13 protein-coding genes are annotated in these 15,435 nt (G+C 66.2%); 5 read left to right on the forward strand and 8 right to left on the reverse strand.

Going from position 1 to position 15,435, the window contains the following annotated elements:
- The 5 genes from QYM46_RS10765 to mraZ form a co-directional block, all read right to left on the reverse strand.
- Positions 1 to 1,575, reverse strand: a complete 1,575-nt coding sequence (locus tag QYM46_RS10765) for a UDP-N-acetylmuramoyl-L-alanyl-D-glutamate--2,6-diaminopimelate ligase (RefSeq protein WP_432788922.1) — start codon at positions 1,573 to 1,575, stop codon at positions 1 to 3.
- The gene (locus QYM46_RS10770; protein WP_432788923.1) at positions 1,572 to 3,353 is read right to left on the reverse strand and encodes a peptidoglycan D,D-transpeptidase FtsI family protein; all 1,782 of its coding nucleotides are present in this window, start codon (positions 3,351 to 3,353) and stop codon (positions 1,572 to 1,574) included. The genes QYM46_RS10765 and QYM46_RS10770 overlap by 4 nt, the downstream gene beginning before the upstream one ends.
- Before the next feature lie 75 nt (positions 3,354 to 3,428).
- Positions 3,429 to 3,995, reverse strand: coding sequence for a hypothetical protein (locus QYM46_RS10775; RefSeq protein ID WP_169252484.1), 567 nt, complete (start codon positions 3,993 to 3,995; stop codon positions 3,429 to 3,431).
- Positions 3,992 to 4,957 (reverse strand): 16S rRNA (cytosine(1402)-N(4))-methyltransferase RsmH, encoded by a 966-nt coding sequence (rsmH, locus tag QYM46_RS10780; protein WP_432788924.1) that lies wholly within the window; start codon positions 4,955 to 4,957, stop codon positions 3,992 to 3,994. Before rsmH ends, QYM46_RS10775 begins: the two co-directional genes overlap by 4 nt.
- Before the next feature lie 180 nt (positions 4,958 to 5,137).
- The gene (mraZ, locus tag QYM46_RS10785; RefSeq protein WP_101553353.1) at positions 5,138 to 5,569 is read right to left on the reverse strand and encodes a division/cell wall cluster transcriptional repressor MraZ; all 432 of its coding nucleotides are present in this window, start codon (positions 5,567 to 5,569) and stop codon (positions 5,138 to 5,140) included.
- Positions 5,570 to 6,029: 460 nt separating this feature from the next.
- Between mraZ and QYM46_RS10790 the strand changes: the two genes are divergently transcribed.
- The 3 genes from QYM46_RS10790 to QYM46_RS10800 are packed head-to-tail and all read left to right on the forward strand — an operon-like array spanning position 6,030 to position 10,829.
- Complete coding sequence (locus tag QYM46_RS10790) at positions 6,030 to 7,019, forward strand: AAA family ATPase (protein ID WP_169252486.1); 990 nt, start codon at positions 6,030 to 6,032, stop codon at positions 7,017 to 7,019.
- A gap of 4 nt (positions 7,020 to 7,023) precedes the next feature.
- Entirely contained in the window at positions 7,024 to 8,304 is a 1,281-nt protein-coding gene (locus tag QYM46_RS10795; RefSeq protein WP_432788925.1) for a DUF58 domain-containing protein, read from the forward strand.
- Positions 8,301 to 10,829 (forward strand): transglutaminaseTgpA domain-containing protein, encoded by a 2,529-nt coding sequence (locus QYM46_RS10800; protein WP_432788926.1) that lies wholly within the window; start codon positions 8,301 to 8,303, stop codon positions 10,827 to 10,829. The genes QYM46_RS10795 and QYM46_RS10800 overlap by 4 nt, the downstream gene beginning before the upstream one ends.
- 181 nt (positions 10,830 to 11,010) lie before the next feature.
- Here the strand turns inward: QYM46_RS10800 and QYM46_RS10805 are convergent, their stop codons facing one another.
- From QYM46_RS10805 to dinB, 3 genes are all read right to left on the reverse strand, one after another.
- On the reverse strand, positions 11,011 to 11,709 hold the full coding sequence (locus QYM46_RS10805; protein ID WP_432788927.1) for a YdcF family protein: 699 nt from the start codon (positions 11,707 to 11,709) through the stop codon (positions 11,011 to 11,013).
- 49 nt (positions 11,710 to 11,758) lie between these two features.
- Entirely contained in the window at positions 11,759 to 12,166 is a 408-nt protein-coding gene (locus QYM46_RS10810; protein ID WP_169252490.1) for a DUF3040 domain-containing protein, read from the reverse strand.
- 131 nt (positions 12,167 to 12,297) lie between these two features.
- A complete protein-coding gene (dinB, locus tag QYM46_RS10815; RefSeq protein ID WP_169252491.1) occupies positions 12,298 to 13,533 on the reverse strand; it encodes a DNA polymerase IV in 1,236 nt (411 codons plus the stop codon).
- A 60-nt stretch (positions 13,534 to 13,593) separates the two neighbouring features.
- Between dinB and QYM46_RS10820 the strand changes: the two genes are divergently transcribed.
- Positions 13,594 to 14,160 (forward strand): hypothetical protein, encoded by a 567-nt coding sequence (locus tag QYM46_RS10820; RefSeq protein WP_432788928.1) that lies wholly within the window; start codon positions 13,594 to 13,596, stop codon positions 14,158 to 14,160.
- Positions 14,157 to 15,431 (forward strand): polyprenyl synthetase family protein, encoded by a 1,275-nt coding sequence (locus tag QYM46_RS10825; protein ID WP_432788929.1) that lies wholly within the window; start codon positions 14,157 to 14,159, stop codon positions 15,429 to 15,431. The genes QYM46_RS10820 and QYM46_RS10825 overlap by 4 nt, the downstream gene beginning before the upstream one ends.
- Positions 15,432 to 15,435 lie beyond the last annotated feature (4 nt).

The following is a 15,435-nucleotide window of genomic DNA, read 5'->3' on the forward strand; positions in this document are numbered from 1 at the left end:
TCATCTGTGAACTTTACCTGGTTGTGCGTCGCCCAGTCGCATGGACAGCGCTGAGCGTGTCCTGGCCCGGTCGTCGAAATCGGTGACCGTGGTGCCCACGGTCTGGCCTGTCTCATGCCCCTTTCCCGCGATGAGCACGGTGGCGCGGGGGTCTGCTTTCGCGATCGCCTCATCGATGGCGGCACCGCGGTCGGCAACCTCGATGATCTTTTTCACACGGGCCCGGCCCGCATCCACCTCGGCGTCGATTCCCTGCCTGATGGCGGCGCGGATCGTGTCGGGATCCTCGGTGCGCGGATTGTCGTCGGTGAGAACGATCACATCGGCCTCGCGTGCCGCCGCCTGCCCCATGCCGAAGCGTTTGCCGCGGTCCCGGTCGCCTCCGGCGCCGAAGACGATGATGAGTTCGTCGGAGTCGGCGTGCAGGGTCGCAAGCGCCTTCGCGATCGCATCAGGGGTATGGGAATAGTCGACGATGGCCCGCGGCAGGAGCTCGGGGTGGGATTCGCCGAGGGCCCGCGGTCCGGAGACGTCGATGATCTCCATCCGTCCCGGCACCGTGACCGCGAAGCTGCGGCCGATCGCATCGATGTCCGCGGCACTGATACCGGCTTCGATGAGCATCGAAGCGGCCAGGGCCGTGTTCGTGACGTTGAAGTCACCGGGCAGCGGTGAACGCAGACGGATGCTTCGTCCGTCGTCGAGATGGAGCACGAAGTCGGAGACGCCCGGGGTGTGTTCGATGCGCCATCGGCTGCGGTCGTCGCGTCCTAAGGTGCGCACGGGCACCTGCGCGGCCTCGACCATCCGCTCACCCCATTCGTCCTCGACGACGATGACGGCCTGATCGGAGAAGGTACGGGTGAACAGCTGTGCCTTCGCCTCGAAGTACTCCTCCATCGTGTTGTGGAAGTCGAGATGGTCCTGGGACAGATTCGTGAACCCGGCGACGCGGAAGTGCGCCCCGTCGACGCGATGCTGGCTGAGCGCGTGGGAGGAGACCTCCATCGAACAGGTGTCGACCTCGGCCGCGCGCATCTTCGCGAACAGAGCGTGCAGTTCAGGGGCTTCGGGGGTCGTGCGCACGCTCGGCACGGTGTCCCCGGCGATGAGGATGGCGACCGTGCCGATGACGGCGGTGCGATGCCCCAGTGCCTCGAGCATCCCGTCGGCCAGATAGGTCGTCGTGGTCTTTCCATTCGTTCCGGTGACACCGATGACCTCCGGCACCGAGGTGGTCCCGTAGACGGCGGCGGAGACGAACCCGAGCACGGCGCGGGGGGCTTCGACGATGAGAGCGGTGACGCCTTCGAGCAGCTGCCGGCCGGCCTCGTCCGCGCTCAGTGCATCGGTGATGAGCTGCCAGCCCGCGTCGTCGGTGAGGATGGCGTCGACCCCGCCGCGGATGAGTTCGGGAGCGAATTTCGCACCGTGGACGTTCGCGCCCGGCAGGGCGGCGTAGAGCTGACCGGGTGAGACCGCTCGGGAATCATGGGAGACTCCGGTGACCTCTGTCTCGGGGTCACCGTGGAGGGTGCCGGGTGCGATCGGCAGCAGCTGTGAGAAGCGCATCATTTCCATTCTCGAGCGGGCAGATCTGGTTTCTGCGTCGACGGTGGGATCTTGAGATGCCGCATCGCGAAGCCCGCGACATCGGAGAAGACGGGAGCGGCGGCCTGTCCACCGTAGTAGCCGTTCCGAGGCCGCTGCAAAGTCACGGAGATCGCCAGTTCGGGATCTTCGGCGGGCAGGACGCCGACGAACGAGGCGGTGTAGCCGTCATAGCCTCCGCCTTCTGCTGCCGGTGCCTGCGCGGTACCGGTCTTTCCGGCGACGCGGTAGCCCGAGACCTGAGCGGACTTGCCCGTGCCTTCGGCGACGACGCCTTCGAGCATCCGCAGGGTCTCGTCGGCGGCCTTCTTGCTCACGACCCGTTCCTTCTCTCCGGCGGGGGTGGAGATGGTGCGGCCGTTGGGGGTGATCATTCCGTCGACGAGTCGAGAGGGGACGTGGACTCCCCCGTTGGCGATGGTGGAGATGACGTCGGTGGTCTGCAGTGCGTTCGCGGCCACTCCCTGACCGAACATCACGGTGTACTTCGTGCGTCCGTCCCATTCTTCGTACGGGTGGAGGATGCCCGAGGTCTCGGCCGGGAAGCCGATGCCCGAACCGGAACCGAAGCCGAACTTCTTCATGTATGCGTAGCGCTGGGCTTCGGTGAGCTCTTTTCCGGCCAGGATGGTGCCGGTGTTCGAGGATTCGGCGAGGATCCCGGCGAAGGTGAGCTTCTCATCGGGGTGTTCGTGGGAGTCGCGGAACTCTTCGTCATTCGGCGCTTTCCACTTGTCCGGGACGGTGAATTCCTGTTCGGGCGTGACGAGCCCCTGATCGAGCAGCGCCGCGGCGGTGACCATCTTCGCGGTCGAACCCGGTTCGAACACATCGGTGAAGATGCGCGAACCGCGGTCGTCGCCGTCGACCTTGCCCGGCGAGTTCGGGTCGACCGTGGGAGCGTCTGCGGCGGTGATGATGCGTCCCGTCTTGACCTCTTTGATGACGATGGATGCAGATTCGGCTTTGTGCTTCTTCCGCTGCTCCTCGATGGCCTGCTGGGCGTAGTACTGCATCGCGGGATCGATGGTCGTCTGCAGACCTTGGCCGTCGACGGCGTCCTTCATGTTGTTGTCGCCGAGCGGGATGATCTCTCCGCGTGCACCGCGCTCGTACTGCTGCTGGCCGTCCGTGCCCGACAGCTGTTCGTCGTAGGCCATCTCGAGTCCGGCCTGGGCCGTGCCGTCGGAGCTGAGGAAGCCGACGAGGTTGCCGGCGACTCCGCCGGCGGGGTACGAACGCACCGAGTACTCCTCGGCGGAGATTCCGAGGACTTCGAGCTTCTTCACCTCACGCCAGGTCTCCGCGGTCAGCCCCTTTGCGACGGGGTTCCAGCGTTTGTCGCCGACGAGTTTGGGGTAGAGCAGACCGGGGTCGGTGTTCAGCGGCTTCGACAGGGCTTCGGCTGCTCCCCACGCCCCGACGAGTTCGCCGTCGACTTCGTACTGGGCGACGTTCTGCTGGTCGACGACGAGCTGGTAGCGGGACACGCTGTCGGCGAGCACGGTGCCGTCGGCGGCCAGGATCTGTCCGCGATCGGCCGGCAGCGTCCGGGTGACCAGCCGGTTCGACAGTGCCTTCTCTGCCAGCTTCATCGAGTCCATGCCCTGGATCGACACAAGCCGGACGGAGGTGATGAGGAGGACGAGGATCGAGACTGCGGCGATGAAGCCCATCCGCAGGCGCAGATTGGGGCCATCGCCCTTGCGCTTCCTCTTCAGTCGGGTTGTGCGTGAGCCCATTGCTTGAGTCCTCGGTCCTTGGTGTGGTCGGCGAATGATTCGGTCAGGCCGTTCCCCGGTCCCGGTGAGCTCGGACTACTTCGGTGCCTCCTGGCTCGGAGCCGCCACGTCCTGGCTCGGGCTGCCCCCGACGACCGGGAGCTTCTCATCCGATCGTAGATTGGGTCGGATGTCATCGCGTGTATCGGCGCGCGGGCCGGGCACGACTGTGGGCTCTTTCTCACCGCTGACGTCGATGCCGGGTGCGTCGATGATCTTCCCGGTCTTCGCATCGAGGAACTCCGGCGAGGAATCCCTGACGAGGCCGAGCTCCTCGGCGGCCAGGGCGATGTTCTGCGGGGACTCGCGATACGAGTTGTCCTCGACGAGGCGGTCCTTCTGTTCGGCCAGGGCTTCCTTCTGACTCGTCAGCTGGTCGACCTTGTAGGAGGTGTTGGCCACGAAGATGTTGAGCAGCAGCACGGCCACCAGGGCGGCCAACAGGATCCCCACGCACAGCATCGAGAAGGGCAGACGGGACTTCGGCAGTTCGAACTTGAGCAGCCGCAGCTTCGCTCCGCCCTGCTGACCACCGGCTTCTTCGAGCCGGCGGGAGCGTTCGGTGAAGTGGGGCTGACCCGCGGTCGCCTGAGAATTCCTCACGATCGTGCCTCCCTGATCTTCTGCACTGCCCGCAGTCGGACGCTCGCCGCCCGCGGGTTGGTCTCTGCTTCGTGCTCATCGGCCATTTCGGCGCCTCTGATGATCTCCGCCAGCCAGGGCTGGTGCTCTTCGGGGACGACCGGCAGGTCCGGCGGTGCCGAGGAGGTCGTGGCCGTCCGGAAGGTCTTCTTCACGATCGTGTCCTCCAGCGACTGGTAGGACTCGATGACGGCCACTCCCCCGAGGTGCAGCGCTTCCAGGGCCGCAGGCAGCGCGGTGCGCAGCACTCCGAGTTCGTCGTTGACCTCGATGCGCAGGGCTTGGAACGTGCGTTTGGCGGGGTGGGAGCGCTTCTTCGTCTGCGGGATCACCCGCGAGAGCATGGCCGCGAGCTGGTCCGAGGTCTCCCATGGAGTGTGGGTCCGGTCGGTGACGAGGATCTTCGCGATCCTGCCGGCCAGCTTCTCCTCGCCGTATTCGCGCAGGATGCGGCGCAGCTCGGCTTCGGAGTAGGTCGCCAGCACTGTCGCGGCGGTGAGGTCCTGGGTGCGGTCCATGCGCATGTCCAAGGGCGCCGGTCGGGAATAGGAGAAACCGCGTTCGTCTTCGTCGAGCTGCAGGGAGGAGACTCCCAGGTCGAGCAGGATCGCGCTGATCGATTCGATGCCGAGGTCGGCGAGGACGTCGGGCAGCTCATCGTCGACGGCGTGGACGATGTCGGTGCGATCGGCGAAGGGGGCCAGACGTTCGGTGGCGATGTCGATGGCCTGCAGGTCCCGGTCGATGCCGACGAGGTGGACATCGTCGAAGGCCGTGAGCACGGCTTCTGCGTGCCCGCCCATTCCCAGGGTGCCGTCGACGACGACCGGGGCGAGCCCGGCTCTGCGAGCGGCTTCGACGCCGACGCCGATGAGTTCGACCACGCGCTCGAGGAGCACCGGTACGTGCTGCTGAGCTGTCATGCGTGGGTCCTTCGTGTGGGTGTGTGTTTCGGGGCGTGTGTTGCGTGTGCGCTGCTGGAGCCAGAACCTTGACCGCCGTGGCCCTGCCACCGGGGAAGTGTGTCAGGACGTCCGAGCTTCGGAAACGGGGAAGTTCCCCGAAACTCGAGCACGGCGGGCAAGGATCAAGCCCGAGCAGAATCAGATCACTCCGGGGATCACCTCCTCTTCGCGTTCGGCGAAGGCCTGCTGAGCGCCGACGAGGTAGTCCTCCCAGGTCGGTGCATCCCAGATCTCGACTCGGTTTCCCATGCCGATCACTGCGACTTCCCTGGTCAGTGATGCGTACTGCCGCAATATGTTCGGGACCGTGATGCGTCCCTGTTTGTCCGGTTGATCCGCAAATGCCGCCGACAGGAACACACGCTGGTAATCGCGGGCTTCCTTATTCGTCTTCGGCGCGTTCTGGATTCGCGCGTGCTCGGCTTCGAACTCCGTGGTGGGGAACAGGGTGAGGCAGTTCTCCTGGCCACGGGTCAGAACGAGTCCGGGCGACAGCTCCTCGCGGAACTTTGCGGGCAGGATGAGGCGACCTTTGTCGTCGAGCTTCTGCATATGAGTGCCCAAGAACATGTCGTCTCACCCCTTTCGAAACCCATCGGCTCCGATAGCAACCACAGTACTCCACTTCCCTCCACGGATTCCAGCTTCTGATCCGAACGATACGACGAAACGAACGTTTTCCCAGTTCAGATAGGTGGAGGAAAGTGGGGAAAATTTCCCGAAGGCGCGTCGCGAGAGTGTCGGACGGGCGGGATTCAGTGCGTTCACACAAGGGGTGGTCCGCCTCGGCGAGAGCAGCGAGAACGGCAGGGATCCGCGAGAATCCGCGGATCGCGGATGATCCCCCGCACCGAGGTGGAGGCGAACGGGGAGGAAAGTGGAGGGTCCGCGTGGAGGAAAGTGGGGAGGTGGGTGGGGAGTGGAGTGGGGGTCGCCTCGGGGAGCAGCTGGGAGAGGCCGGAGACGGGGGTGACGAAGCTGAAAGAATCTCGTGTGGCTGGGGTGCCGGCTTTCAGGGACAATAGAGGGTATGTCGACCAGCCAAGAAGGTACACAGACCAATTCCGTGATCGGCGCCGAACACATCGAGTGGGTGCAGAATCTGACCTCGCGGGCACGCACAGCGATGAACGCGGTCCTCGAAGGCAAGGATGAGGCCGTCGGGCTCTCGCTCATCGCGCTGCTCGCCGGCGGACACGTCCTCCTCGAAGACGTCCCCGGCGTCGGCAAGACCCTGTTGGCCCGTGCCATGGGCAAGGTCGTCGACGGCTCCGTGCGCCGCATCCAGTTCACGCCGGACCTGCTGCCCACCGACGTCGTGGGCGTGAACCTGTTCAACCAGGAGACTCGCCACTTCGAGTTCCGGCAGGGCCCGGTGTTCGCGAACATCGTCATCGCCGATGAGATCAACCGCGCGTCCCCGAAGACGCAGTCGGCGATGCTCGAGTGCATGGCCGAGGGCCAGGCGACGATCGACGGGCAGACCTATCCGATGCCCACTCCGTTCATCGTCGTCGCCACTCAGAACCCGATCGACATGGAGGGCACCTACGCTCTGCCCGAGGCGCAGCGCGACCGCTTCCTCACCCGCATCTCCCTGGGATACCCGGCGACGTCCGATGAGGTCGACCTGTTGGACAACCAGATCCAGAACGATCCCCTCGAGACCGCCGCCGCGGTGACGAACCTCGAGCAGATCACCCAGGCGCGCACGATCGTCCGCCACGTCTCGGCGAGCCGGGCGCTGCGCGAATACATCGTGGCGATCCTCCATGCCACCCGCGGCGATCAGGCGATCCTGCTCGGCAGCTCCCCGCGCGGCGGTGTCCACCTGCTGCGCGCGGCGAAGGCTCGCGCGGCCCTGTCGGGACGCACCTTCGTCACCCCCGACGATGTGCAGGCTCTGGCCCCGTACATCCTCGCCCACCGCATCATCCCCCGCGACGGAGACGACGCGGAGCTGGCTGCCGACCTCATCGGTCGGGTGCTGTCCCGCGTGCCCGTCTCGACGAACCAGTGACCGCATGCGACTGAGCACTTCGGGAATCATCTTCGTCCTGGCCGGGGCGGCCCTCATCATCACGGCCTACCGCTTCGCGCTGCCCGGTCTGCTTCCGGCCGGTCTGCTGCTGCTCGGCCTGGTCCTGCTCTCGGCGCTGCTCATCCTGTGGGGCACCCGGCGGGTGTCGATCACGATGAGCACGAACCTCCACGAGGTGGCGCTGTCGCCCTCGCACAACCGCTACCCGTTGGCCGCCGAGGGCAAAGAAGTCGAAGTGCAGGCGCGCGTGACCAACATCGGTCAGCTCGCGATGCCGGCCGCGACGATCGACTTCGTTCCGGCCGAGGGCTTCGGCGACTCCACCTCCGGTGATGTTCCGGCTCTGGCTCATGGGGCTTCGCAGACGGTGCTGACGTCCTTCACCCCCAACCGCCGCGGCGTGACCGGGATCGATGCGGTCCTCATCACCGTGTTCGGGCCTTTCGGCCTGGTGAAGATGAAGAAGAAGGTCCACGGGGCCTTCCCCGTGGCCGTGTCCGTGCCGATCCTGCCCGCACGCATTCCGCAGGATTCGTCGATCCGGCCCGCCCGCCTCGATGACGGCAAGGTCCGCACCGGACACACCACCCGGGACTTCCACACGCGTGAGTACGTGCCCGGCGATGACCTGCGGCATGTGCATTGGCCCTCGACGGCGAAGTCCGGCGAGCTCATGGTCCGACACGAAGCCGATGAGGAGACGCTCCATGCGCTCATCCTCATCGACCTCGTCGCCGATGAGGGTGCCGAGGAGCCGAGCGATCTCGAGATCGAGTTCCTGCTGGCCGCGGCCACCGCAGCCGGAACCGCGTTCCTCAAGTCCGATTACGAGGTCAATGTCGTCGCTCCCGGACACCAGATCAGATTCAAAGGAGCCCGCGAGATCGACAAGCTGCGTCTTCTGACCGCCCTTGTGCGCCCGGGCAGGGTCGAACTGCCGTCGCACGACAACCCGAATCACATCGTCATCTGCTCCGTCGGTGATCAGCGCGGACAGGAACTCGCCTCCCACTTCTCCCGTCGTGTGCCGGTGACTCTGCGCACGCTCAGCGAGATCGACGATCTGACGATGCTCGGTCTCAGCGAAGATCTGCCGGAGTCGTGGACGACCTTCGAGACCAAGCGCTCTCGCAGCGGCACCGGACGGACCTCGGCCGACCCCGGACCGGGCACAACCGGTGCCGGCGGCGCCTCCTCGACGCCGGGAGGCGCAGCTGCGACTCCCAGTGGTGCGCGCGCGACACCGCAGGGGGTGCGCCGATGAGCCTCGACACTCCTGACACCCGTCCGTACGGAGCCGATTCCGGCCCCCCGGCGCAGGATCGTTCGGCGCCGGTGTCGACCAGCGATGAGCGGCCGAGCACCGGTTGGCTCGAAGCGATCGTCGTCTTCGTCGCCATGGCTCTGACCGCACTCGCCGTGTCGGCGGTGTTCAGGGACCTCGCCTGGCTGCCGCCAGTGCTGGTCGCCGTCGCCGTCGTCGTCATCGTCGGCGCCGTGTTCCGCACCGTCCCGGCACTGCGTTCGACCGGCACCGCGGTCATCGCCCAGTGCGTGGCCGGCCTCATTGCGGTCTTCGTCGTCTGCGCCGGGGATTCGCTGCTGCTCGGGTTCATCCCGACCGGTGGGTCCTTCGGGGCGGTGATCGATCTGCTCTCCGAAGGGGTCAGCGACCTCTATGCCACCGCTCCCCCGGCCGCGAGCACTCCGGGATTCATCGCGATGCTCACGATCGCCTTCACCCTCATCACGATCCTCATCGACGGTCTCGTCTCGGATCTGCGGGCGCCGAAGGTCGGTGGCGTGCTGCTGCTCGTGCTGTGGATGATCCCCGTCTACTTCGCCGCGCAGGAAGTGAAATGGTGGCATGTGGTCGCCATCCTGGCGGCGTTCCTGCTGCTCATGCTCAGCCCCTATCTGCCCGCGACCCGGTGGCGGGGAGGGATGACGGCGATCCTCGCCGGTGCTGTGGCTCTGGCCATCGGCATCGGCCTGCCCGTTCTGCTGCCGCCGGTGCCGACCCTGCCCGATCGGGCGTCGAAGGGCCAGGGCGATCTGACGGTGACGAACCCGTTCCTCAACCTGCGCCAGAACCTCGGTGATCGTGATGATGCGACCCTCTTCAGCTATCAGACGACGGACGAGGACGCCGATCCGATTCGATTGACTTCGATCGACGACTTCGACGGAGAGAATTGGGCACCGAGTCCATTCAGCCTCGACCCCTTCGCGATCGCGAGTGACGGCATGCCGTGGCCGGCGGGGATGCCCAGGGACACGAACTTCACGGAAGAGACGATCAACGTCGCCGTCGGCGACAACTACGACCAGCAGTACCTGCCGTCTCCGTATGCCCCGCAGCAGCCGAAGGATCTGGGCCGTCGGTGGATCTTCGACGAGAAGACCCTGACGATCGTGGGCAACGGTGAGAAGACCGGTGGTCTGCAGTATTCGATGGACTATCTGTCCCCGAATCCCGATGTCGAGGATCTGCAGTCGGCGACTCCGGTGTCCGAGAGCGATTTCGAGACCGAACTCGCCGTCCCCGATTCCCTGCCGCCGAGCGTGAAGGAGACGGCAGAGCGGGTCACCGCCGATGCCGAGAACCAGTGGGAGGCCGCGGTCCTGCTGCAGGCGTACTTCCGCGGCGGCGATTTCGAGTATTCGCTCGATGCTCCCGAACGGGCCAGCGGCGATGCGATCTCGGACTTCCTGGCCGAGAAGCAGGGCTACTGCGTCCAGTTCTCCTCGGCCATGACCATCATGGCCAGGACGATGGGGATTCCGGCCCGCATCGGCGTCGGATACGCCGGCGGGGACGAGTCCGAGAACGGCACTGATGTGAGCATGCAGGATTCGCATGCCTGGCCGGAACTGTACTTCGAAGGCGCCGGCTGGGTGCGTTTCGAACCCACTCCAGGCGGGCCGGCCGGCGATCCGCCGAAGTGGACTCTCGCCGATGGAGCCGGCCAGCAGGAGGACAGCGAGGAATCGGAGTCGGCGAGCCCGAGCGAGGAGCCGACCGAGTCCGCCTCGCCGACCGGTGGCTCCGACGAGCCCACCGAGGAGGAGACGAGCACTCAGGCCGCGGAGCCGGCAGGTTCGAACCTGGGCACTGTCATCGGCAGCGCAGTGATCGTGCTCGTCCTGTTGCTGCTCGCCGCACTGCCCGCGATCTGGCGTTCGATCCTGCGCTCACGCCGGACGAAGGATCCGCAGAACCTCGAAGCGGTGTGGACAGAGGTCCGTGCTCTGGCCACCGACTACGGGCAGAGCTTGGATTCGAGTCGGACTCTGCGCTTCAACGAGCTCGTGCTCGCCGGTGCCGTCCCAGCGGCCGGAGCTGCCGGTGGCGCCGGCGGCGGGGGCGCCGATGCTTCGAGCTCGGCCGGTACGGATGCCGGCTCCACGGCGCCGGAGATCGATCCGGACACCGGCGAACCCGTGCGCAAGTCCGCCGCCGAGGCGGGTGCCGGTTCCGGTGCCGCCGCTCAGAGCGCAGAAGGCGCCGGCTCCTCGACGTTTGATCGTTCGGATGAACGGCTGCGACGGTTGAGCAGTCCGGCTCCGTCATCACCGACCGAGACGGGCCGTGATGATTCGGCCCTGGGAGCGTTCGTCGATGCTCTCGAAGCCCAGCGCTACGGTGCCGCGACCGAGTCCCTCGATGACTCGGAGGTACGCGCGCTCGTCGGCGAGGTCAGTACGGACCTGTCGGAGCGGGCCACGCCGGGCAGTCGGATCTCGGCGAAGATCTGGCCGGCCAGCCTGTTCAATCGTCCCAAATGACGATGAGCTGACGATCCTGGCCGATACCTGACGATCCTGGCCGGTGAGCGCAGAGGCGGTCCTGCGGGGCCGCCTCTGCGCTTCCTCATCCTCCACGACAGGCTCGCCGCTCTCTCGTCCCCGCGAGGCGGCTCGTCGCAGACTCCAAGAGCCTGGGAGCTCAGTGCGAGAGCGTGGGACCTCAGTGCCCTGCCGCGTGTTTCGCGTTCTCTCGATCGTGCGCACGTAGGGCGAGCAGGCCGCGCACGGCGGCGATGGGCTTCACCAGCGGATGTTCTCCGAATCGGTAGTCTCCGCCGCGGACCAGTCGTCGTGCCAGGTCCGGACGCATCTGCCACAGGTGGTCGCGCGCCTTCTCGGCATGGTGGGAGTTCGAGACGATGCTGATCGTCGTGGCAGGGGTGAGTTCCCGATCGATGATCGGGAGCGCGTTGGCGATGTTCTCCCACGTGGTTGTGCTCTGCGCTTCCAGAACCGATCTGCCGGTGAAGCCGAGTTCCTCACGGGCGAAGCTCTCCACGAGGTGCGCCTCCGACGTTCTGCCCGCGACGGCTCCCCCGCAGAAGATGAGGAGGGTCGACTGTGCCCTCGGATCGATCGATCGCAGACCGGCCCGAGCCCGGAATCGGTTGATTCCGTTCGGCCGCTGCCCGCGGTTGGCATAACCGAGGACCACGATGATCTGGTCGCTGCCCGCCGTCCGCATGGTCTCTGTGTGACGACTCGCGCGCCGGCCGCTGCGGCGCCTGCGGGGACCGGCGACGTCGTAGTCTCCCAGTCGGCGGTGACTCGATCGCCAGTGGGCCGCCTCGGCGAAGACGAAGACACCGGCACTGACGGCAAGGACTGAACCGGCACTCACGAGCAAGCGGATCGGCATTGGAAAAGGCACCCTCATATCGAGAGTGCCTTGATCGCCGAGACCGGGATCATTCGCCGCGCTGGCGCTTCTCCCACCGGTCTTCCATCCGGCCCATGAACCCGGAGTTGCCCTTGGCGCCGCTCTTGCCTCCGGAATTCCGAGAGTCCGTCTGAGTCGTGTGCACATGACCGGGACGGCTGAACGCCCAGTACATTCCGGCGACCATGAGGCCGAACCCGACGACGCCGAGTGCGATCCACCAGACGGAACTGGAGACGAGCGAGATCGCGAGGATCGTCGCGGCCAGTCCGGCGAGAGCGACGAGAATCCCGAGGACGAAGCGCTTGGCGGAGAACCCGGGCCCCGTGGCTGCGGCCTGGGTTTCCGAGATATTCCGGGCAAAACGAGGGTCTTCACTGCGCAGCTGCTTCTCCAGTTGGTCCAACAGCTGCTGTTCGTGATCGGAGAGTGGCATCTCGAACCCCCGTTTCGCTACTCAAGTCTTTCACTCAATCATAGTCTCTGAGGCTCGAAAAAACATCTCCGGGGGCCGTCAGGGGCCGGATTCCCACGGGGTCTTCAGACTGTGCTCCCGCTCACCCGCTCTCAGCCGTCGGGACGCTTGCGCAGAAGCGAGGCCTGCGAGATCGCTTCGCTGCCGAATCGGCGTCTCACCTCGTCGAGGGCGACCTCGGCGTCGCGTCCGGAATGAACTGGTTCGTCCAAGGTGGCCTGTCGTCCCGTGACGGCGAAATCGCTGAGTCCGGCAGCCCTGACTCCGAGCAGTCTGACTCCCTGAGAGCGCTGTTCGCGCAACGTGCGCAGGGCGGGGCGCAGAGCTTCGTACATCTCCCTGGCCAGATCCGTCGGAGCCGCCAGGGTCACCGATCTCGACAGGGTGGTGAAATCGCCGAGGCGGTACTTCAGTCCGAGGCTCGTGGCCACCTTTCCCTCCGCACGGACCCGGTAGGCGACCTTGTCGGCCAGGCGCAGCAGTTCGTGTTCGAGCACAGCGATGTCCCAGATGTCCTCGCCGAAGGTGTTCTCCGCGCTGATCGAGTGCTCTCTGGCCTGCTGGTCGAAACCGGAGGAGTCCCGTCCGTGGGCGGCCCGCCACAGCTGATGGCCGTGGGCGCCGAAGACGCGTGCGGCCCAGTCCTCGTCCACGGCGGCGAGGTCGCCGATGAGACGGATTCCGTAGCGGGAGAATCCTGCCTGGGTCTTCTCCCCCACTCCCGGCAGAGCTTCGATCGGCATCGGATCGAGGAATTCCTGGGTCGCAGCCACGGGCACGAGCAGCTGACCGTTCGGCTTCGCCCTGGTCGAGGCGAGTTTGGCCACGACCCGGCTGACGGCGATGCCGACCGAGGCGCTCAGACCCGTCCGCTCCCGGATCCGGGCACGCAGCTGCGTGGTGATCTCCACCGGAGAGCCGAGCCGTCGCACGGCTCCGGCAACGTCGATATAGGCTTCGTCGACACTGACTTGACGCACATCGGGGGTGACCTCGGCGACGAGATCGAAGACCTGGCGGGAGTAGGAGGAATACTGGCCATGGGAGGGCGGAATCACCTCGGCGACGGGGCACAGATTCATGGCCCGCGACATCGGCATCGCCGCGTGCACCCCGAACTCTCGCGCTTCATAGCTGGCCGAGACGACGACTCCGCGGCCGCTGCGCCCGCCGACGATGACGGGACGGCCGACGAGGTGCGGACGGCTGAGCAGCTCGACGGAGACGAAGAACGAGTCCATGTCGAGGTGGAGCATGGTGGCACCGGCGTCGTCCGTGCCCAGTCGGCTCAGATCACCTCCGGATCGTGCCAGCTGCTTCCGACTCATCGCCTGCTCCTCGCGCTCGTTCCTTTCGGCTCCGCCGAACAGTCCAGGTACTCTTGAAGCATGGTATCGCGCACCGCTGTCATGACACTGCCCATCGTCGCCGCTCTCGCACTTGCGGGCTGTTCGGGAACCGGTGGAGACACGGCCGAATCGAGCCCTTCGGCCTCCCAGGAGACCTCGACCTCCGCAGCCTCGGTCGAGTCCGAGGCCGCTTCTGCCGAGTCCGAGGCTGCTTCGGCCGAAGCATCGACCGAGGCCACAGGCTCGGACCCCGATACTTCGAACGATGTGAAGGATCTGCCCGAGTACATCAAGCCGTATCCGGACTCCGAGGTGCTCTCCGCGTCGATCGTCAAGGCCCACAACGACAAGGACAAGAAGCTGCCCGAACAGGTCAGCCTCACCTTGCGCGCCGAGGCCGATGCCAAGGACGTCTTCGCGTTCTACGAGAAGGAGCTCGGCAAGGCCGACTTCGAACGCCTCGGAGATGAGGTGAAGACGAAGAGCGCCCGTGTGGTCAACTTCAAGCACGAAGACAATGACAGCGTCCTCGTCGTCACGGTCGCCGAGGATTCCGAGGACAAAGCGAATTCGATCGTCACCGTCGGCGGAAACATCGGTTCATGACCTCACATCATTCTGCGACGCCCGGCAACAACGCCGACCCCGCCGCGCCCTCGCCGGCGGCCGTGCCCTCGTCATCCGCCGCGACGCCTGCCCCTCCTGCCCTCGTCGAGGCTCTCGACTCTCCCGAATCCATCGCCGCCGAGGTGTCTATCCAGCTGGAGGCCTTCCTCGCCGAGAAGGCCGCAGAGTTCGAGGCGATCTCACCCGATGCGACGGCGATCGGCGACGCTCTCATCGAGTTCACCCGCGGCGGCAAGAGGATCCGTCCCGTCCTGCTGTGGTGGGGCTTCCAGCTCGCCGGCGGAGACGTCCGTGCCTGCACGGACACGGGCCCTTCCGCCGACGTCATCGCGGGTCTGGCCCAGGCGGCAGGTTCACTCGAACTACTCCACGCCGCCGCGCTCATCCATGATGATGTCATCGACAATTCGGACACCCGGCGCGGCCGGCCCGCCCTGCACCGTCAGTTCGAGGCCCGCCACCAGCGCTCCGGCTTCCACGGCGACGGCGCCTCCTTCGGTGTCTCCGCCTCCATCGTCATCGGCGATATCTGTCTGGCACTGAGCGAGGAGCTCTTCGAACGTTCGCAGGAGACCCTGGGCGACAGCCGATCGGCTCGCGAACTGCGCGGGGTCGTTCGCCGCGACGTCATGGTCGGCCAGTACCTCGATGTGCTCGCCGAGGTCATCCCCCTCGGCGACGCCCGGATCGCCGATCGTGCGTGGGAGGTGCTCAGCTTCAAGTCCGCGAAGTACTCGGTCGAGCAGCCGCTCCTGCTCGGAGCGGCCCTGGCAGGTGCGGACAGCGAGCAGCTGAAGGAGATCTCCGCTTTCGGTCTTCCCCTCGGTCAGGCATTCCAGCTGCGCGATGACGTCCTCGGCATCGCCGGCGACCCAGAGGCCACGGGCAAACCCGCCGGCGACGACATCCGCGAGGGCAAGCGGACCGTGCTCATCGCCGAGACGGCCTCCCGGATCCCAGCGGACCGGCTCGAGGTCCTCGCCGCACGGTTGGGCGATCCGGATCTCACCGACGCCGAGGTGGCCGAATGCGTTGGCATGATCTCGGACTCGGGCGGTCTCGCCGCCGTCGAATCCTTCATCGCGGACAAACATGCCCACGCAGCGACGATCGTCGATACGTGGGCAGGAGTCGGCGCAGCGACCGGTTCACCGTCCGAGGCGGCCGCCTCGGCGCGAGTGCGCATCGGTCCGGCCGCGCAGCAGCGACTCAAGGGATTCGCGAGGGCGCTGAGCTACCGCTCCAGCTGAACCC

The sequence above is a fragment of the Brevibacterium sp. K11IcPPYGO002 genome, assembly GCF_050920635.1.
Taxonomy (GTDB): Bacteria; Actinomycetota; Actinomycetes; order Actinomycetales; family Brevibacteriaceae; genus Brevibacterium.